18 protein-coding genes are annotated in these 19,548 nt (G+C 62.5%); 10 read left to right on the top strand and 8 right to left on the bottom strand.

Annotated features, from left to right (window positions below):
* Positions 1-33: 33 nt before the first annotated feature.
* The 6 genes from AB4Z15_RS16985 to eat all read right to left on the bottom strand — a co-directional run bounded on the left by AB4Z15_RS16985 (position 34) and on the right by eat (position 6,628).
* On the bottom strand, positions 34-690 hold the full coding sequence (locus AB4Z15_RS16985) for a PadR family transcriptional regulator (protein ID WP_431117871.1): 657 nt from the start codon (positions 688-690) through the stop codon (positions 34-36).
* A gap of 143 nt (positions 691-833) precedes the next feature.
* On the bottom strand, positions 834-1,616 hold the full coding sequence (locus tag AB4Z15_RS16980; RefSeq protein WP_442018220.1) for a 3-oxoacyl-ACP reductase: 783 nt from the start codon (positions 1,614-1,616) through the stop codon (positions 834-836).
* 30 nt (positions 1,617-1,646) lie between these two features.
* The gene (locus AB4Z15_RS16975; RefSeq protein WP_442018219.1) at positions 1,647-3,017 is read right to left on the bottom strand and encodes an aldehyde dehydrogenase family protein; all 1,371 of its coding nucleotides are present in this window, start codon (positions 3,015-3,017) and stop codon (positions 1,647-1,649) included.
* On the bottom strand, positions 3,014-3,784 hold the full coding sequence (locus AB4Z15_RS16970; protein ID WP_442018218.1) for a gamma-glutamyl-gamma-aminobutyrate hydrolase family protein: 771 nt from the start codon (positions 3,782-3,784) through the stop codon (positions 3,014-3,016). The genes AB4Z15_RS16975 and AB4Z15_RS16970 overlap by 4 nt, the downstream gene beginning before the upstream one ends.
* Positions 3,765-5,147 carry a glutamine synthetase family protein gene (locus AB4Z15_RS16965; protein ID WP_442018217.1) on the bottom strand — a complete coding sequence of 461 codons (1,383 nt, stop codon included), beginning with the start codon at positions 5,145-5,147 and terminating at the stop codon, positions 3,765-3,767. The genes AB4Z15_RS16970 and AB4Z15_RS16965 overlap by 20 nt, the downstream gene beginning before the upstream one ends.
* A gap of 50 nt (positions 5,148-5,197) precedes the next feature.
* Positions 5,198-6,628 carry an ethanolamine permease gene (gene eat / locus AB4Z15_RS16960; RefSeq protein WP_442018216.1) on the bottom strand — a complete coding sequence of 477 codons (1,431 nt, stop codon included), beginning with the start codon at positions 6,626-6,628 and terminating at the stop codon, positions 5,198-5,200.
* A 305-nt stretch (positions 6,629-6,933) separates the two neighbouring features.
* On the opposite strand from eat, the gene AB4Z15_RS16955 reads away from it, so the two are divergent.
* Both AB4Z15_RS16955 and nadE read left to right on the top strand, forming a co-directional pair.
* Positions 6,934-7,650, top strand: coding sequence for a FadR/GntR family transcriptional regulator (locus AB4Z15_RS16955; protein WP_442002715.1), 717 nt, complete (start codon positions 6,934-6,936; stop codon positions 7,648-7,650).
* A 181-nt stretch (positions 7,651-7,831) separates the two neighbouring features.
* Positions 7,832-8,653, top strand: a complete 822-nt coding sequence (gene nadE / locus AB4Z15_RS16950; protein ID WP_442002714.1) for an ammonia-dependent NAD(+) synthetase — start codon at positions 7,832-7,834, stop codon at positions 8,651-8,653.
* Positions 8,654-8,827: 174 nt separating this feature from the next.
* On the opposite strand, the gene AB4Z15_RS16945 is transcribed toward nadE, so the two are convergent.
* Both AB4Z15_RS16945 and AB4Z15_RS16940 read right to left on the bottom strand, forming a co-directional pair.
* Positions 8,828-9,127: a transposase gene (locus AB4Z15_RS16945; protein ID WP_442018215.1), complete on the bottom strand. Its 300-nt coding sequence runs from the start codon at positions 9,125-9,127 to the stop codon at positions 8,828-8,830.
* 207 nt (positions 9,128-9,334) lie between these two features.
* Complete coding sequence (locus AB4Z15_RS16940) at positions 9,335-10,354, bottom strand: LacI family DNA-binding transcriptional regulator (RefSeq protein ID WP_442018214.1); 1,020 nt, start codon at positions 10,352-10,354, stop codon at positions 9,335-9,337.
* Positions 10,355-10,486: 132 nt separating this feature from the next.
* Between AB4Z15_RS16940 and AB4Z15_RS16935 the strand changes: the two genes are divergently transcribed.
* Genes AB4Z15_RS16935 through AB4Z15_RS16900 form a run of 8 tightly spaced genes read left to right on the top strand, consistent with a single transcriptional unit; the run spans position 10,487 to position 19,544 of the window.
* Positions 10,487-11,845, top strand: coding sequence for an ABC transporter substrate-binding protein (locus AB4Z15_RS16935; protein ID WP_442018213.1), 1,359 nt, complete (start codon positions 10,487-10,489; stop codon positions 11,843-11,845).
* Positions 11,846-11,857: 12 nt separating this feature from the next.
* Complete coding sequence (locus AB4Z15_RS16930) at positions 11,858-12,925, top strand: carbohydrate ABC transporter permease (protein ID WP_442018212.1); 1,068 nt, start codon at positions 11,858-11,860, stop codon at positions 12,923-12,925.
* Positions 12,922-13,857, top strand: a complete 936-nt coding sequence (locus tag AB4Z15_RS16925) for a carbohydrate ABC transporter permease (RefSeq protein WP_442018211.1) — start codon at positions 12,922-12,924, stop codon at positions 13,855-13,857. Before AB4Z15_RS16930 ends, AB4Z15_RS16925 begins: the two co-directional genes overlap by 4 nt.
* Positions 13,858-13,859: 2 nt before the next feature.
* On the top strand, positions 13,860-14,708 hold the full coding sequence (locus AB4Z15_RS16920) for a sugar phosphate isomerase/epimerase family protein (RefSeq protein WP_442018210.1): 849 nt from the start codon (positions 13,860-13,862) through the stop codon (positions 14,706-14,708).
* The gene (locus AB4Z15_RS16915; protein ID WP_442018209.1) at positions 14,705-15,886 is read left to right on the top strand and encodes a Gfo/Idh/MocA family protein; all 1,182 of its coding nucleotides are present in this window, start codon (positions 14,705-14,707) and stop codon (positions 15,884-15,886) included. Before AB4Z15_RS16920 ends, AB4Z15_RS16915 begins: the two co-directional genes overlap by 4 nt.
* Positions 15,883-16,809 (top strand): sugar phosphate isomerase/epimerase family protein, encoded by a 927-nt coding sequence (locus AB4Z15_RS16910; RefSeq protein ID WP_442018208.1) that lies wholly within the window; start codon positions 15,883-15,885, stop codon positions 16,807-16,809. The genes AB4Z15_RS16915 and AB4Z15_RS16910 overlap by 4 nt, the downstream gene beginning before the upstream one ends.
* Before the next feature lie 3 nt (positions 16,810-16,812).
* Positions 16,813-18,207, top strand: coding sequence for a glucuronate isomerase (gene uxaC / locus AB4Z15_RS16905; RefSeq protein WP_442018207.1), 1,395 nt, complete (start codon positions 16,813-16,815; stop codon positions 18,205-18,207).
* Positions 18,204-19,544: a mannitol dehydrogenase family protein gene (locus AB4Z15_RS16900; protein ID WP_442018206.1), complete on the top strand. Its 1,341-nt coding sequence runs from the start codon at positions 18,204-18,206 to the stop codon at positions 19,542-19,544. Before uxaC ends, AB4Z15_RS16900 begins: the two co-directional genes overlap by 4 nt.
* The last annotated feature ends 4 nt before the right edge of the window (positions 19,545-19,548 follow it).

The raw sequence follows: 19,548 nt of genomic DNA, 5'->3' as shown, positions 1-19,548 counted from the left end.
AATGGTTGACGTTACGTCAAGGTCAAGGGGGAATTAGTCGGCCAGGATCAGGTACAGCGCACGGCGGGTTTCATCGAGTTTCTCGATTGCTGCCCGGCGTTGTTCATCGGTTGCCGCGGCGCGGAACTGGTGGACAACGCCCATGAGTTTCCCGATGCTCTGGTGGAACTCCTGCATGTTTCCGTCGGCCTCGGTGTTCCAGGCATTGGCGAGCTCTTCCTCATGCTCGGCAACGTAGGCGCGGCCGTCGTCCGTCAAGGTGAATTCTGTCCGACGTCCCTCGCCCACGGCTGTGATGAGCTCTTCATCGACCAGCTGCTGCAAGGTGGGGTAGACGGATCCAGGGCTGGGCCGCCATGTTCCGGACGTCTTTTCTGCAATCGTCCTGATCAGCCCATAGCCGTTGGATGGCGACTCGGCCAGCAAGGACAGGATGGCTGCCCTGACGTCGCCGCGGTTTGCCCGCCGCCCGCCGCCGGGACCAAAGCCCCTGGGGCCGAAACCGCCCGGGCCGAAGCCACCGGGTCCAAAACCAGGCCCGAAACCGCCGGGTCCAAAGCCGGGCCCGCCGTGTCCGTGGGGACCGCGGCGCCCCTTGCCCCGATTGAAGCGGCCTCTTCCCTGGCCATGTTCGGGGAGTCCGGAGCCATGCTCCGGGAAGGTGTTGTCGTGTTCGTGGATGCCTTTCATAACAGCATCGTCCTTTCGGTATAAGTGTTCGTCGAAGGATTATCGGCGATAGTTAACGATATATCGGTAACTATCGCGACGTCAAGGGGTTTAAACGCGAAAGCTGCCCCCGCCCAAAGAGGGCAGGGGCAGCAGGAGAGATGCTACGAGAGCGGAGTGACGTAAGCGCCCGAGATGCCGCCATCCACCAGGAAGGTTGAGGCCGTGATGAAGGAGGCGTCATCGCTGGCCAGGAAGGCGACCGCAGCGGCCAGTTCTTCCGGTTCCGCGAAACGGCCCAGAGGAACGTGCACCAAGCGGCGTGCTGCCTTCTCAGGATCCTTCGCGAAGAGTTCCTTCAGCAGGGGAGTGTTCACCGGTCCCGGGCAGAGGGCGTTGATGCGGATGCCCTGCCGTGCAAACTCGACGCCGAGTTCCCGGCTCATGGACAGGACGCCGCCCTTCGAGGCGCTGTAGGAAATCTGGGATGTTGCCGCTCCCATGACAGCCACGAACGATGCCGTGTTGATGATGGATCCCTTGCCCTGCTCCTGCATATAAGGAATGGCGTACTTGCAGCAGTAGTAAACGGAGGTCAGGTTCACTTCCTGCACCCGGCGCCACGCGTCGATTCCGGTATCCAGGATCGAAGCGTCGTCGGCGGGAGAAATGCCTGCGTTGTTGAAGGCGATGTCAACACTGCCGTACGTCTCCTTGGTCTGGGCGTAGAGGTTGCGGACTTCTTCTTCACTGGTCACGTCCACCTTGACGAACAGGCCGCCTACTTCGCCGGCGGCCGCAATCCCTGAGGTCGGTTCGATGTCGGCAATCACGACGTTGGCGCCCTCAGCTGCCATCCGGCGTGCCGTGGCCAGGCCGATGCCGCTGGCACCACCGGTGATGACTGCGCTGCGGCCGGCGAGACGGTTGGAAACTACTGCTTGCATTGGTGCTCTCCTTTGAAAAAGTGGAAAAGATCAGGCGGACTGAGTGGAAATGAAGACGTTCTTGACTTCGCTGAAGGCGTCAAGGGCGTCCGGGCCGAGCTCACGGCCGAGGCCGGACTGCTTGAAGCCGCCAAACGGGGTGGAGTATCGGACGGACGAATGGGAGTTCACGGAGAGGTTGCCCGATTCGACTCCCCGAGCCACACGCAATGCGCGGTCCACTTTGGACGTCCAGATGGAGCCGGACAAGCCGTACTCGGTGTTGTTGGCGATCCGTATTGCATCTGCTTCGTCGTCGAATGGGACCACTGCAACAACCGGGCCGAAGATTTCGTCGGTGAAGGTTGGCGCCTTCAGATCCGGTGTGAGCACTGTGGGTGGGAACCAGAAGCCCGGTCCTTCCGGCGCCTTCCCCTGGAAGGCGACCGGGGCGCCGTCGGGCACGAAAGCGGAAACCGTGTCCAGCTGCTGGGCCGAAATCAGCGGCCCCATGGTGGTGGCCGGATCTGCGGGGTCTCCCACACGCATGCCGAGGACCTCTGGCTCCAACAGTTCCAGGAAGCGCTCAAAGACGCTTCGCTGCACGAGGATCCTGGAGCGTGCGCAGCAGTCCTGCCCGGCGTTGTCGAAAGCACCGCCGGGGGCGGCGGCCGCAGCCATCTCAAGATCGGCGTCGTCGAAAATGATGTTGGCGCTCTTGCCCCCCAGTTCCAGCGTCACGCGTTTCACCTGGTCAGCGCAGCCTGCCATGATCTGCTTGCCAACGCCGGTTGAGCCGGTGAACACCACCTTCCTGACCGCCGGATGCGTGACGAACCGCTGGCCCACCACGGAACCCTTGCCCGGAATCACTTGGAAGACGCCCTCAGGAAGGCCCGCTTCCAGAGCCAATTCACCAAGGCGGATCGCGGTCAGCGGTGTCACCTCCGCCGGTTTGAGCACCACGGTATTGCCTGCCGCAAGTGCGGGGGCGAATCCCCATCCAGCAATCGGCATCGGGAAATTCCAGGGAACAATGATGCCAACAACGCCCAGCGGCTCGTGGAAGGTCATGTTGACGCCGCCTGCCACAGGAATTTGGCGGCCGAAATGACGTTCCGGGGCGGCGGAGTAGTAATTGAGGACGTCGCGGACGTTGCCCGCTTCCCATCGAGCGTTTCCAATGGTGTGGCCCGCGTTGCGCACCTCCAGTTGCGCGAGGTTCTCCAGATCATTGTCGACGGCGGCAGCGAACCGTCGCAGCAGCAACGCCCGGTCCGCGGGGGCAACGGCCCGCCACGTTTCGTAGGCAGCGGCTGCCTTGGCAATGGCGGCGTCTGTTTCGGCCACGCCAGCGAGCGGAACGGTCTGGATGACCTCCTCGGTGGCCGGATTGATCACGTCAAACACTGTTGCTGTCATGCGGGGGACATCGCTTTCATGGTTGCGGTCTGGTCTGAGCGGTAGCTGGCGGCGGCGTCCACAAAGCCGCGGAACAGCCGGAGATCATGGGGGTTGTGTTCCGGATGGAACTGGACGCCAAGAACCCAGCCGCCCTCAGTGGTTTCAATGGCCTGCACCAGGCCATCGGCGGAGCGGGCTGTCACGCGCAGGGTTTCAGGCACGTCGTCCATGGCCTGGTGGTGGTAGCACGGCGAAGTGGCGGAATCACCCAGGAGGTGGTGGATGAGGCTGCCGGGCGTGGTGTCGAATGCCGCCTCACCATAGACACCAGGTGCTGGCTGACTGTTGCTGTCAGGAAGGATGTCAGGGATGTGCTGGATCAACGTTCCGCCTAAAACCACGTTCAGGAGCTGGGCTCCCCGGCAAATCGCGAATAGGGGGAGCCCACGTTCAAGGGCGGCACGGATCAGGGCTGAGTCATGCTCGTCCCGCAGCGGTTGGGACTTGGTGGTGGGATGCGGTGCCTGGCCGTACAGGGAAGGATCGACGTCGGGACCTCCCACCACAATCAGGCCGTCCACCAGATCCAGCACGGATTCGTCGGTGCCCAGCGGAGGCAGCAGGACAGGTGTTGCTCCAGCTGCGACCACCGCCTCCACGTACGATCCGGGGAGAATCGCCGCCGTCGTATTCCACACTCCCCAGGAGGCGTCCTGAAGGTAACTGGTGAGCGCGATTCTGGGCTTGTACGGTTGCCCGTAGGTTTCAGAGACGTTCGAAGCCACGGACCCGCTCCCAATCTGTGATGGCACTGTCGTAGGCGGTGAGCTCCACGTTGGCGGCGTGGACGTAGTGGTCCACTACGTCGTCGCCGAATGCCTTGCGCGCAATGCTGCTTTCGGCCAGGAGGTCCCGCGCATCACGCAGCGTAGTGGGCAGCCGTTCCGCGTCGGACTCGTAGGCATTGCCCTTGGTGATTGCCGGCAACTGGAGATCGTTTTCGATGCCATGGATGACGGCGGCAATCATTGCGGCTACGGCGAGGTAGGGGTTCACGTCGCCGCCGCCCACACGGTTCTCAGTGCGGAGGCCGCGGCCGTGGCCCACCACGCGGAGTGCGCAGCTGCGGTTGTCCAAACCCCAGGCGATCGCTGTTGGCGCGAAGCTGCCCTCCACGAAGCGTTTGTAGGAATTGACGTTGGGTGCCAGGAAATAGGCGAGTTCGCGCAGCGCCGCGAGTTGACCGGCCACGAACCGTTCCATCAGGGGGCTGAAGCCGTGTTCGCCGTCGCCCGCCAGCACGGGGTTCCCGTCCAGGTCGGTGAGGCTGAAGTGGATGTGGCAGGAGTTGCCTTCACGTTCGTTGAACTTGGACATGAACGTGATGCTCTTGCCGTGCTGGTCCGCTATTTCCTTGGCGCCGTTCTTGTAGAACGTGTGCTTATCGCAGGCGGCAAGGGCTTCATCGAAGCGGAACGTGATTTCCTGCTGCCCGAGGTTGCACTCGCCCTTGGACGACTCGACCACCAGGCCCGCCGCTTCCATGTTGTTGCGGATGGAACGGATCACTGGTTCCAGCCGGGCGGTGGCAAGGAGCGAGTAGTCCACGTTGTACTGCGTCGACGGCGCGAGGCCCGTGTAGTTCTTCTGCCACGCCTGGTTGTAGGAGTCATCGAACATCAGGAACTCCAGCTCGGTCCCTGCGTGGGCACGGTAGCCCAGCTTTTCGAGCCGCTCGATTTGGGCCTTCAGGATCTGCCGTGGTGATGCGGTTACCGGCGTCCGGTCCGTCCACAGGACGTCGCACTGCACAATGGCTGTGCCTTCGAGCCAAGGGACTCTCCGGAGGGTTGAAATGTCCGGCATCATTACCATGTCGCCGTACCCGGTCTCCCAGGACGACATCGCGTAACCGTCCACGGTTTGCATTTCGACATCCACGGCCAGCAGGTAGTTACAGCCCTCTGCGCCGTGGTCCAGAACGTCTTCGAGGAAGGAGCGTGCACCACAACGCTTACCCTGGAGGCGACCCAGCGCATCGGTGATGGCGACAATGACGGTATCAATTTCGCCGCTAGCTACGGATTCGCGCAGTTCGTCGACGGTGAGCTGCCGGTTCCGGCTGGACTCTTGGATGTGGGAATTCATGATGTCTCCGCAGTGTGGTTCTGTGAGTGGATGTCAGGTTCTGCTGGCTGTTACTTCAGCTCGGCCTCGGCCATGGCGAGTTGGGCGAACTCTTCTTCGGGTGCGCCCGCCACGATCCGGTGCCGGCTGTAGAGCCAGTAGTAAAGGAGGGCAGCGGCAAAAATCGCTGCCGTGATGGAAGCGGCAAAGACGTCGACGACGAACGTCGCCACGACTGCCACCGCGGACAGGACCAAGGCAATCGACGTCGTGACGATCCCGCCCGGCGTCCTGTAGCCGCGTTCCAGGTTGGGTTCCTTCTTGCGAAGGACGATGTGCGAGAGGTTCAGCAGGACGTAGGAAACTGTGGCGCCGAAGACTGCGATGTTGATGAGCAAAGCACCATCCTGCGTTAGGGCAGCCAGTAGGAAGCCGATGGTTCCCGGGACGATCAATGCCCAGTACGGGGTGCGCCGGGCGCCGGTCAGTGACAGCCAACGGGGCAGGTATCCCGCCCGGGACAGGGCAAACAGCTGCCGTGAGTAGGCGTAAATGATGGAGAAGAAGCTGGCTACCAGTCCGGCCAGGCCGGCGTAATTGATGAAGTCGGCCAGGAAAGTGTTGCCACCGTAGGCAATGCGTAGTGCCTCAGGGAGCGGGTTGTCGGATTCGCTCATGGCTTGGGAGCCGGCCGCTCCCGGGACCAGGACCAGCATGAGGGCGCCAAAGATGACCAGGATAATGACGGCCACAATGATTCCCCGAGGCATGTCCCGCTTGGGGTTGGACGTTTCCTCGGCCGCGAGGGGGACGCCCTCCACTGCCAGGAAGAACCAGATCCCGTAGACGAGCGCCGCCAGGATGCCGCCGATACCCATGGGCAGGAAGGCGCTGGAGCCGGCGGATCCATCGGGAACAATATCGAACAAGCGGGCGGAATCGAACTTGGGAAGCAGGCCGACGACGGCGGCGGCCAGGGCGATGGTTGCCACCGCGGTGATGGCGAACATGATCTTCAGGGCTTCGCCGACTCCGCGGATGTGGATGCCGATGAAGATGACGTATGTGACCAGGTAGACCGGCCATGAGTTGGTGAGGCCAAAGAGGCCAAGCGCTTCAACATAGCCGCCGATAAACGTGGCAATAGCTGCCGGGGCCACCGCGTATTCGATGAGGACCGCCATACCTGTCGCGAATCCACCGAGGGGTCCCAAAGCCCGGCGGGCGAAGGCATAGCCAGCCCCCGCCGTCGGGAGCGTCGATGAGAGTTCAGCGAGCCCGAAAACCATGCACGTGTACATAACGGCCATGAGCAGGAAGGCGATCAGCAGGCCGCCCCAGCCTCCTTGTGCCAGGCCCAGGTTCCAGCCCGCGAAATCGCCGGAGATCACGTACGCCACTCCGAGCCCCGCGAGGAGAACCCATCCGGCGGCACCCCGTTTAAGGCGCCGGTGCTTCAAATACTCATCCTCGCCGCCGGGCGGCTGGAGCACTGTTTCCATGCGTTTTCCTATCGTCTGAGGAATGCTTCTGGGAAGAGTCGAGCGGAGGATCATTCAGATCCTAAAGGACTGTTTTCAGTCCAAAGTGTGCTTCAAAGTCTGGAGCGTGATTCGCCACGAGTCAAGACTTTTCTGAAAAACCTGATGACTTGGATCACAATTGAGGGCGTGTCCAATGGTTTTTTTGATGACCTTTATTGGTTGGCGTGGGTAGCATGGAGGCAGCAGCGCCCTGTGAACGGCCTCACTGATCGGTGAATGACCTCACTGATGGGCGCAGCCCGCATTCCGTGGAAGGAGATGCCGTGCCGGACTCACCGTTTGGCCCGTCGTTCTCGATGCTGCGCCCAGTCAGGGGCGGCAACGCGTTCGAAGAGACCATCGAACACATCCTGCAGACCATCAAGCTGGGGATCTTTGCTCCCGCCGAAAAACTGCCGCCCGAGCGCGAACTGGCCGAACAATTAGGTGTCAGCCGCGCCACGCTTCGGGATGCGTTGGGGGAGTTGCAGAGTGCCGGCTATTTGGAAGTCCAGCGCGGCCGGTACGGCGGTACGTATGTCTCCACAACGGCAGTCCAGCGCCAGCCGGACCAAGGGCCGCTCGACCCCGCCGAAGTGGAGGACGTCCTGCTGTTCAGGTCCATCATCGAGCCTGCCGCTGCTTCTTTGGCCGCCAAAGCGGACCTCTCCGCGGCTGCCCGGAGGCACCTGCAGGTCTGCCTCTCCGAAGTGAGCGCTTCCCCCGCCGTGGGCTACCGGCCCCGCGATGCCCGGTTCCATATCGCCGTCGCCGAATTGTCCGGCTCCGCAAGCTTGGTGGGCGCCGTGGCCGAAACACGATCCAGGCTCAACGAACTCCTGGACCGGATTCCCTTGCTCAGCACCAACCTCGAGCACGCCAACGAACAACACGCCGAGATCGCCGAGGCTATCCTGCGCGGCGATGCCCCCGCCGCCGAACGGGCCACCATCGAACACCTGGAAGGAACGGCTTCACTGCTGCGCGGCTTCCTCGCCTGATCCTCTCTCACATCCTGCAGGTTTTTGGCGATCGTTCCATCAGGTCCTGCGGGTTTTTGGCGATCGTTCTCTCACGTCCTGCCGCTTTTTGGGGATTGTTCCTTCAGGTCCATGCTGCCGCGGCCGAATCGCGGCGCAATATGGTTGAGCCTTTGTCATGGGGCTGACTAGTGTTGGACACATGCGCGAACTCCAGGCCAAGATCATCGAGGAAATGGGCGTCCAGCCCCGGATCAATCCCCAAGAGGAGGTCCGCAAACGGGTCACATTCCTGAAAGAATATGTGAAAGCCACAGGCACGAACGGCTTTGTGCTCGGCATTTCCGGTGGACTTGATTCCACTCTTGCCGGCCGGTTGGCGCAGCTGGCAGTCGAGGAACTGGAAGCTGAAGGCGTTAACGCGAACTTCGTCGCGATGCGTCTCCCCTACGGCATCCAGCACGACGAAGACGACGCCCAAGCCGCCTTGGACTTCATCAAGGCCAAAAACGAGCGGACCTTCAACATCTCCCGCGCAGTGGACGGATTCGAGGAAGAGTTCGAGAAAGCCACGGGCGCTGAAATCTCCGACTTCCACAAGGGCAACACCAAGGCCCGCGCGCGTATGGTTGCCCAGTATGCACTGGCTGGCGAACACAATTACTTGGTCATCGGCACAGACCACGGCGCCGAGTCCGTCACAGGCTTCTTCACCAAATATGGCGACGGCGGTGCGGATATCCTGCCGCTGTTCGGCCTGAACAAACGCCAGAACCGCGAACTTCTGGCCGAACTTGGCGCGTCCGCGCGGCTTTGGCAGAAGGTTCCCACAGCTGACCTCCTGGACGACAAGCCGGGCCGTACCGATGAAGACGAGCTCGGAGTCACGTACGACCAGATCGACGACTACCTTGAAGGCCGCGAAGTGCCCGACGGCGTCGCTGAAATCATCGAACAGAAGTACCTCCGTACGCGCCACAAGCGCACGGTGCCGGTCACGATCTTCGATACCTGGTGGAAATAACCCCCGGATCCTCTCTCACTTCCCACGGTTTTTTGGCGATCGTTCTCTCACGTGGTGAGGGGTTTTTGACCGACGCTCTCTCACATACCGAAGATCTTCGACTCATTCACTGCGACCGTTGCCGGTCCACTGAATGATTGGTCTTCTCCGCGTCGATGAACTCGAAGAAGTCCTCTACTTTTGCTTCGTGGCAAAGAAGGCGCTGACTTTACCCAGGAACTCGACCTCGGCCTTCAACCGTTCGTTTTCAGCCAGGGCCTTCTGGTGCTCATCCCAGGCAACCGGGACTCCGTCCTCGGGCAGGAGAGACGCGTTAGGTTGATCTGCCCGATCCCTGCGAAGCCAGTTTTGCAGCGTGCTTTCCTTCACCCCGGTCTCCTCGGCGATCTGTTTCACTGGCCTGCCAGTGGACAAAACAAGCCGCACCGCGCGCTCACGGAAGGCGGCATCGTATCTTCTTCTGGACGTGGTCATTTGAAGTGAAGCTCCCATTCATGCTGTCCCGGAAAAAACTTTACGCCCGGACCGCCCGACGACGGACACTTCCGGTGAGTGCCGACGTCGGGCTTTAGCGCATCGCGGCCAGCTCGCCGTCGTGCGGGACGTGAGAGAGCAAGCGCCCAAAACAGTCAGGACGTGAGAGAACGTTCGCCCAAAAGAGGCGGGACGTGAGAGAAGGTTCTAGGCCGAGACCGGACCCGTGGAGCCGCGGACCGTGAGGTGGGTGGGCATGACAGCCAGGCGGCGGGTGGAGCCGGCGTGCAGCGGGTCGAGTTGGGCGAGCAGCATGGAGACGGCCACGCGTCCGGCCTGCTCAATGGGCGAGGCAATGGTAGTGAGCGGCGGATTGCAGAAGTCCGCGCCGAAGATGTCGTCGCAGCCCACGATGCTCATATCCTCAGGGACGCGGATGCCTCGCTCGCGCAGCCGCTGCAGCATGCCGATGGCTAGGAGGTCGTTGAAGACGATGCAGGCCGTGGCGCCTGTCCGGGCCGCGGCGTCAGCAGCTGCCGCGCCTGACGTCGTCTTGGGCGTAAAGGGGCCGACGTGGGAGGTGGTCAGTCCACGGTCCCGGCTCTCTTCTTCGAACGTCTTCCAGCGCTTGGCGTTGGACCATGACGACGCCGGTCCGCCGACGTAGCAGATCTTGGAATGTCCCAGCGAGGTCAGGTGTTCCAGGGCCTGGACCACTGCACCGGGGGTGTCGATCATGACCGTGGGGGCGTTGGCTGAGGACCTGTTGATCGTAACGATGGCCTGTGAGGACGCAGCTTCGAGTATTTGCGCATCCGTGAGGCGTGAAGCGGCCAGAATGAATCCGTCCGCCGTCCGCCGCATTTTGTGCAGGGTGTCCGCCTCCATCTCGGCTGACTCTTCCGTGTCCACGAGCAGCTGTGTGTAGCCGGCGGCTTTGAGCTGGTTTTGTGTGCCTCGGATGATGTCGAAGTAGAAGGGGTTGGTGACGTCGGGCACCAGCAGGGCGATGGCGTTGGTGCGCCCGGAACTAAGCCCGCGCGCTTGTGAGCTGGGCACATAATTCAGCGATGCTGCCGCTTGCTCCACGCGCTCGCGGGTCACACGGTTCACCCTGCCCGGATTGGACAATGCCCGGGACACGGTTGAAGTTGCGACTCCCGCTAGTTCCGCCACGTCACGGATGGTGGGAGGCGCCGCCGTCGAGCGGGCTTTTGCATCTGCCATGGGGCAATTGCAGCACTTTTGGCAACTTTTGGCAAACGCTTGTCGCTTTGATTGCCAAGTCCATAGACTCGACAACGAGCCCCTGAGACGCACCACACCACACCTGCGGGCTTGGTATCCAAGGAGGAAACAATGAGGTTTGCACCATCAGCAAAGCTGGCAGCCGTTATCGCAACGGCTGCGCTCGCTTTGACGGCCTGCGGGGGAAGCAGCAGCAGTTCCGAAAGCTCCGGGGGCGCGGTGGATGGCACCGGCAAGAAACTGAGCGTCCTTACGGCCGTCAACAGCCAGTACCCCGAACAGCAGAAGGCGTGGTTCAAGGACATCGCGGCCAAGTTCAAGGCCAAGACAGGCGCGGATGTTGAATTTGAGACGTTCGCGTCCGCCAACGATGAACTGACCCGGATCCAAACTTCAGTGGTTTCCGGCCAGGGCCCTGACGTCTACAGCCTGGGCACTACTTTCACACCCACTGCCTACGCCACCAAGGCCTTCGTCACTCTGTCCGACGATGACTGGAAGAAGGTAGGCGGCAAGGACCGTTTCAACCAGGCCGCGCTGGGGATCTCCGGCCCGGACCCGGAGCACCGGGCGGGCATTCCCTTCGTCAGCCGCCCCTTCGTCATGGCGTACAACAAGGACATCCTTGCTGCTGCGGGCATCGACAAGCCGGCCACCACGTGGGATGAACTCGCCGAGCAAGCCAAGAAGATGACCAACGCCAGCACGGGCACCTTCGGCCTCGCCACCGGCTACAAGGACAACTTCGACCCGTGGAAGTTCATTTGGGCGATGTCCGTCCAGGCCGGCAACCCGTTGGTGGACGGCGACAAACTGAAGATGGACGATCCCACCGTCAAGAAAGCCTACGAGACCTACTTCGGCTGGCTGACCAAGGACAAAGTAGTGGATCCGGCTGCGATTGGGTGGAGCAACAGCAACGCTGTAGCTGCGTTCGCCTCGGGCAAGGCTGGCTACTTGATGATGACGACGTCGAGTTCAATCCCCACCTTGGACAAGTCCGCTGTCGCAGGCAAATATGCGTACTCCATCATGCCGACCACAGCACCGGGTGAGACTTCTCCCAAGGGCGACGGCGACAAAGCGGCCAGCATCCTCTCCGGCGACAACGTAGTAGTGGCGGACTACTCACAGCAGAAGGACCTGGCGTTCGCATACGTCGAGCTCATTACGTCAAAGGATGAGCAGTTGAACTACCAGAAGATCTTCGGGGAACTTCCAGCGAACGCTGACGCGTTGGCATCGCTGACAGACCCGAAGCTCCAGCCGATCGCCGATGCTGCGGGCAAGTCGAAGGCCACCCCCTTCACCGGCGCATGGGGCGACATCCAGCTGGGCCTCCTGAACGTCACGGTCCAGTCCATTCCGGAGCTGGCCAAGGGCGCTGTGGACGACGCAGCCTTGGAGCAGCGGCTCAAGGATGCCCAAGCAAAGGGACAAGCATCCCTCGACCGGGCCGCCAAGTCCTAGGCAGGATCTCCAATGTCCACTGATTCCTTCAGGGAAATGAAGGCCGCGACGGGCCCGGCTGCCGAGGGGCAGCCAGCCCGGTCGGGCACAACAGCTCAAGCGTCCAACGGCGGCACGTCACCAAACACCGCCACAGGCACGGGTACAGGCCAGCCAGCCGGACGCGGTAAGAAACCCGTCCGCCGGAAGGGCTTGAGCGAGCGCAACCGCCCCTTGTGGATGCTGATCCCCGGCGGGCTCCTGATGTTCATCATCATCGTTCTCCCGCTGTTCCTTGGCATCTACATGTCGGCCCTGAACCTGGACCAGTACTCGCTCCGCAAGTGGGTCAGCGCCCCGTTTATCGGCGTCGGGAATTTTGTGGAGGCGCTGACAGACTCGCCGCTGCTTCACTCGGTGTGGTTGAGCGTCAGCTACTCCCTGATCGCCATGATCGTCACGCTGCCGCTGGGCATTGCTGCGGCGGTGGCAACCCAGAACTCGTTCAAGGGCCGCGCGGTGATTCGATCGATCTTCCTGATCCCTTACGTGCTCCCGTCATTCGTGGTGGCCACTGTTTGGCGGACAATGTTCCAGCCCAACGGCGTGGTGGACTCTGCCTTGGGAACGTTCGGGGTGGATGTCGGGCTTTGGCTCAATGGGCCCCAGACCTATTGGACGCTCATCCTGGTCCAAATCTGGGCTTCGTGGCCTTTCATCTATCTCCTGGCACTTTCGGGCTTGCAGTCCGTGGACCACGAGGTCCATGAGGCTTCCGCGCTGGATGGTGCGCTGTGGTGGAACAAGCTGCGCTACGTCATCTTCCCGTACCTCAAGGGACCCCTGGCGCTGGCGTTCCTGATCGGCATGCTGCACCACATCAACAACTTCACGCTTCCGTTCGTGCTGTTCGGTGTTCCGGCTCCCGCCGACGTCGAGGTCCTTCCGATCCTCACCTATGTGACCAGTTTCCAGAGCTTCCGCTTCGGCCTCAGCGCCGCCATGGCGTTTGTCTCCCTGGTACTGATCGCTATCCCGTTGTTCATTTACCTGCGCGCCGTCAAGCTGGACGACGCCGAGACGCCTGGAGGCAAGAAGTGAGCGCATCAACCACCTCCGTCCGCGGCACGGCAAGCCGGGGAACGTCGGCAGCCACATTCCGGCCCGGCTCAAAACGACAACATGAAGTAACCCGTCTCCTGCCCGTGCCGATGCTGGCGATTATCCTTACCGTTCTGTGCGCCATCGTCCTCATCCCTGTCGCCTACATTTTCCTGGCTTCGGTTAACTCGGACATCGGTGTGGCCAACGGCGAGTTCTGGCCCTCCACGTTCTCCATGGAGAATTACACCAAGATCTGGTCCAGCGTGGGGCTTGCCAAGGGCCTGACCAACAGTGTGCTCGTAGCGGGAGCCACGGCCGTGGTGTCCGCGGCGATGTCCGTTTCCATCGCCTACGTGCTGGTCAGGTACCAGTTCCGTGGGCGGCTCAGCATCCTGCGTGGCTTGTTGGCGCTGCAGTCCGTGCCCGGCACGCTCATGGTCCTGCCGGTCTTCGTTCTCTTCTCGTCAGCGGCCAGCTACCTCGGCATCCAGGTCATCGGCACCCAGTGGGGCCTGTTCATTACCTACCTCACCTTCGCCATGCCGTTCTCAACCTGGGTGATGGTCACCTACCTGCGCGGCTTGCCACGGGAACTGGAAGAGGCTGCAAGGATCGACGGCGCCAGCAACCTTGGCGTACTGATCCGCATCATCCTTCCCCTCAGCTGGCCCGGAATCGTGGTCTCAGGCATCTTCGCCTTCCTGCTCGGATGGAACGACGTCCTGTTCGCCTCGGTCATGACCAGGCCGGACAGCCAGACGGCGGCCGTCGCACTGCAGATCTTCGGAGCTTCCCAGGAAGGCGGGGCCATCCCGTTGTACGGACAGATGATGGCAGCCTCGCTCGTCTGTGCGGCCCCCGTCGTGGTCCTGTACCTGATTTTCCAGCGTTACCTAGTGGGCGGACTTACCGCCGGAGGAGTCAAATAGCAATGACCGATTCAGCAACAGTCGAATGGACGCTTTCGGGCTTCGGCGACGAAATCGACGACGACCCCGTGCTGCAGATCGCGGTACTACAAGCCTTGGGCGCCAACCACATCGAGGTCCGCAGCGCGTGGGGTACCAACATCGTGGATCTCAGTGCCGAGCAACTTGGCGAGCTCAAGAAGCTCCTGGACGCAGCCGGGATGGGAGTGTCCGCCATTGCCTCGCCCATCGGCAAAGTGGATGTCACGCTGCCTGTGGAACACGAGGTGGAGCGACTACGGCGGGCGGTCAAAGCAGCGCAAGTCCTTGGTGCCCGCTACATCCGGATCTTCTCCTTCTACTACGGCGAGGACGTGGCGGTGGACAGCATCCGTGACGACGTCATCCAGCGGATGCGTGCCCTGGCTGCCGTGGCCGAAGAAGCAGACGTTGTCCTGCTTCACGAAAACGAAAAGGACATTTTCGGGGACACCCCGGACCGTGTCCTGGACATCATTGAATCTGTTGCCTCGCCGGCCTTGAAGGTGGCATGGGACCCGGCCAACTTCGTGCAGGTGGGCGTCAAGCCCTTTGACGAGGGCTACGCCAAGCTCCGTCCCCACCTGGAGTACCTGCAGGTCAAGGACGCGCGGTTCGCCGACGGCGTCGTGGTTCCTGCCGGGGAGGGCGACGGCGATGTGTTGCGCACCGTTGAGGCGTTGAAATCCGATGGCTTCGTGGGATTCGCGAGCCTGGAACCGCACTTGGCCGGCGCCCACGGACTGGGCGGTTTCTCCGGTCCCACAGCTTTCGGGATGGCCGCGCGGGCCTTTGCAAGAGTCGTGAATGAAGCAGGAGTGGAAACCAAATGAGCACAACTATCAATGTCGCCATCGCCGGATGCGGCACCATTGGCCGAACGCACGCAGCAGCGGTCGGAGAACTGCCCGAGCTTCGCGTCACGGCACTGGTGGATGAAATCCCGGAAGCGGCGGCCGCACTGGCCCAGGAGATAGAGGACGGTGGCGCTTCCAAGCCAGCCACGTTCCGGACTTTGAGTGAAGCGTTCGCGGGTGCCGACGTCGACCTCGTCATCATTGCTACCCCCAGCGGACTTCACATCCAGCAGGCGCTGGAAGTCCTCGACGCCGGCAAGCACGTTGTCATCGAAAAGCCGCTCGATGTGAACCTGGACCGTGCCGACGAGATCGTTGCCGCTGCCAAGGCTGCCGAAGACAAAGGGCTCGTAGCGAGCGTCATCAGCCAACACCGCTTTGACCCCGCGAGTGTCGTGGTGGATCAGGCGCGCCGGGCAGGCCGGTTCGGGCGGCTGACTTCGGCTATAGCTTCCGTTAGCTGGTATCGCAGCCAGGGCTATTACGATTCCGGCGCCTGGCGTGGAACGTGGGCCATGGACGGCGGTGGAGCCGTGATGAACCAGGGCGTTCACACAGTGGACCTGCTCCTGTGGTTCCTTGGGCGTCCTGTGGAGATCAGCGCCAAGACCGCGCTTCTGGCGCACACGGATCTGGAGGTAGAGGACACAGCCGTGGCAACCCTCATGTTCGAGTCCGGCGCGCTCGCCGTCCTGCATGCAACGACCGCAGCCTACCCGGGCCTGACAGTCCGGCTGCAGGTCATGGGAAGCCAGGGTTCCGCGGTGATCGACAACGACAACCTCGAGTACTTCCATGCTGCTGCTGAGGGCGGCGATGCGGACAGCGGACCCATGGGCATCCGCGGTGGCGGCAACCAGGCCGAAGAGGAGTTGGCCAAATTCCCTGAGCCACCCCAGCAGACGAACCTTGACCCCACGGTCTACCCTGCCGGCCACATTCGCCAGTACCGCGATGTTGTGGAGGCCATCCAGGAGGGCCGTCCCGCAGGTGTCACTGTCCAGGACGCCGTCACTGCCCTGGCCACGGTCCGTGCGCTGTACGTCTCGGCTACCCTCGGCCGCCCGGTCCTGATCGCCGACGTGATGGCCGGAAAATACAACGACGTTGAGGTGCGTACCGGCAACGGCCACTTCGAGGAGGTTACGGCATGAAATTCTCCGTCTTCACGGCCTCGACGCCGGATTGGACTCCGCAGCAAGCCGTGTCAGAACTGTCGGCCCAGGGCTGGCACGGCATCGAATGGCGTGTCACGGATCAGGCCGACGCCCCGGAACCTGGCTTCTGGGCAGGAAACAAAGCAACCTGGCCCATGACCGGCCTTGAGGACTCGATCCCGGAAATCGCGCGGCTCACTTCCGAGGCCGGACTCGAATACTCGGGCTTGGGTGGTTATGCACGATGCGACGATCACGACGGCGTCGAAAGGGTCCTCGCAGCGACCGCCGCCTTGGGCGCCCGCCAGGTCAGGGTCAATGTTCTGCCGCTGGGCAACTCGACCATGGGCGGGCAGGAGCCGAGTGGATTGTCCTACCCGGAGCTTTTCGACGCGACGCGCGAGCACTATGAATGGGTTGCCGGCCGGGCCGCACACCACGGTGTCAAAGCGCTGGTCGAGCTGCACCACGGCACGGTGACAGCCTCGGCGTCATCGGCGCGCAGGCTCCTGGACGGCCTTGATCCGAACCATGTTGGGGTCATCCATGATCTCGGCAACCTGTTGATCGAAGGCTGGGAGTCCCCGTTGCCGGCTCTGGAATTGTTGGGCCCCTACCTGGCCCACGTCCATGTGAAGAATGCCCGTTGGGTCCGCACTGATGACCGTGACGAGGCTGGAGCGGCGGTATGGGTGAACGAGTGGGCTCCACTCACCGAGGGGCAGGGGAGCGTCCTGGCCTACTTCAAGGCCCTGGCCGCCGTGGGCTATGACGCCTGGGTGACTGTGGAGGACTTCTCCACTGACCTACCACTGGGCGAGCGGACAGCCGGAAACCTGCACTTCCTGCGCCACACGGCAGAACTCGCTGGATTGACTGTCAACGGAAGCCTGCCTGCTGACTCCCTCTCGAAAGGCTGACCCATGACCGAGTCGCTTGCCACCCACCCGGACCGACTGCTGCCAGCGGACCCCGGAACGCGCTCCATAGCGCGCACGTTGCTGGCACGGGTCCAGGACCTGCCCATCATTTCCCCGCACGGACACGTTGATGCCGCAGTGATCGAGCAGAACACGCCGTTCCCGGATCCGGCCGCTCTCCTTGTAACTCCGGACCACTACGTCACGCGGCTCATCCACGCGTCCGGCGTACCGCTGGAACAGCTCCAGCCGGGCGCCGGGGCCCGGGAGATCTGGCGGCTCTTCTGCGAGTCCTGGCCGCTCTTTGACGGCACGGCCTCCGGATACTGGCTGCGGACGCAGTTCGAGACAGTTTTTGGGCTGCAGGGCGAATTGAGTTCTGACACGGCCGACGCCACCTTCGATGCCATCTCGGCAAAGCTCGCCGAGCCGGGATTCCGCCCGCGGGAGCTCTTCAAAGACTTCAATATCGAAGTACTTGCCACAACCGACGACCCCCTGGACGATCTCGCAAGCCACCGGGCGCTCGCGGCAGATCCCTCTTTCCATGGACGCGTCCTGCCAACGTTCCGACCGGATGCGTACCTGAATATTGCGCACCCGTCGTGGACAACCAACGTTGAGCGGCTCAGTGAAACAGCGTCCGACGGCGGCTCGGGCTACCGCGGTTACCTCGCCGCTTTGGAAAACCGCCGTCGTTACTTTGTGGAGCATGGCGCCGTCTCGGCGGACCACGGCGTCCGCACCCCGGCCACCCTCAAATTGGACCCTGCCGACGCCGCACGGCTGTTCGAACGCGCCCGGTCCGGTCAGGCAACAGCAGCGGACCGCGACGCTTTCGAAGCCCACATGATGTACCAGATGGCGAGGATGTCAGTGGAGGACGGACTGGTGATGACTATCCATCCAGGCTCGTTCCGAAACCACCATCAGCCCACCTTTGAAGCCTTTGGCGCGGACACAGGCCACGACATCCCCGTCGCCACGAACTACACGGAGGCCATCCGGCCGCTGCTGCAGGACTTCGGGACGGCGAAGGACTTCCACCTGGTGCTGTTTACGCTGGACGAGACAGTCTTCTCCCGCGAACTCGCCCCGCTTGCAGGCTTTTACCCGTCCGTTTACATCGGGGCGCCGTGGTGGTTCCTGGACGCGCCGGATGCGATGCTCCGTTTCCGGTCTGCGGTTACGGAGACCGCCGGCTTCTCCAGGTCCTCGGGATTCATCGACGACACCCGCGCGTTCTGCTCCATCCCCGCAAGGCACGACGCCTCACGCCGGATCGAAGCCTCTTTCCTGGCGCGGCTCGTTGCCGAGCACCGCATCAGCGAGGACCGCGCACACGAGCTGATTGTCGACGTCGTCGATTCCTCGCCTCGACGGGTTTTCAAACTGTGAGTGTCGACGAGAAGGACCTCCCGCGCCTCAACCGTACTATCGCGCCCGTGGCCAAACCGCCGGTCCGAATTGTGCACCTGGGCCTTGGCGCGTTCCACCGCTCGCACCAGGCCTGGTACACGCAGCATGCTGGCGATTCTGCGGAGTGGGGGATTGCGGCTTTCACCGGACGCCGACCCGAGGCAGCAGCAGTTCTGGCTGAACAGGACGGCCTGTTCACCGTGGTGGAGCGGTCAGGCACCGGCGACTCGTTCGAGGTGGTCGGCAGCATCGCAGAGGCGGTGGACGGGGCCAACGTCGGACGGTTGGCGGAGTTGGTTGCTGCACCGGACACTGCACTGATCACGCTCACCATTACCGAGGCCGCGTACGCTGCGGGCGGTCCCGACATGGATGATAACTCGACGCCGTTGGCCCGTTTGGTGATCGCCCTCGCCGCCCGCCGGGATGCTGGGGTGGGACCGCTCGCCGTCGTGAGTTGCGACAATCTGGCCCATAACGGGAGCGTGGCCCGGCAGGCTGTTGGTGCCCTTGCCCGTGCCAGGGATGAGGCACTGGCGGCATGGATCGATTCCAACGTCAGCTTCGTCAGCACCTCGGTCGACCGCATTACTCCCCGGACCACGCAGGATGATGTTGCGGTAGTGGCTGAACAATGTGGTTACCGGGACCAAGCCGCGGTGGTCACGGAGCCCTTCCATAACTGGATCCTCAGTGGCGACTTTCCGGCGGGCCGGCCCCGCTGGGAAGACGCTGGCGCGGTCTTCGTGGAGGACATCGAGCCCTACGAGAACCGGAAGCTCTGGTTGCTGAACGGTGCCCACTCGATCCTGGCCTACGCAGGACAGATCCGGGGCCATTCAACGGTAGCTGAGGCCTTGTCCGATCCCGTGTGCAAGGATGCTGTTGAGGCGTTCTGGGACGAAGCTTCACGCCACCTTTCCGGTGACGCGCTGGGCATTCCGGAGTACCGACGGGCATTGTTGGAACGTTTCGGCAATGCCCGGATCGCACACCACCTGTCCCAGATTGCCATGGACGGAACCACCAAACTTCGCATGCGGGCTTTGCCGGTCCTTGAGGCCGAACGTGCTGCGGGACGTAGCGGAGATGGTGCCGCGCGGATGATCGCAGCCTGGATCGCACACTTGTCCTCCACAGATGACTTTCAGGACCCGCTCACCGCTGGGATCAAGGAAGCCAAAACGCTCGACGGCGAACACCGCACCGCAGCGCTGCTGGCGCTGGTCAATCCGGCGCTCGCGAGGGATCCCGCCCTCGTTGCACAGATTCACCGGCTCCAGGACCCTCTGGCCGCCACCATCTCCCACGCTTAATATC

This window comes from Paenarthrobacter sp. 2TAF44 (assembly GCF_052114885.1).
In the GTDB taxonomy this organism is placed as follows: Bacteria; Actinomycetota; Actinomycetes; order Actinomycetales; family Micrococcaceae; genus Arthrobacter.
This window is presented reverse-complemented; position numbering and strand designations above follow the sequence as displayed.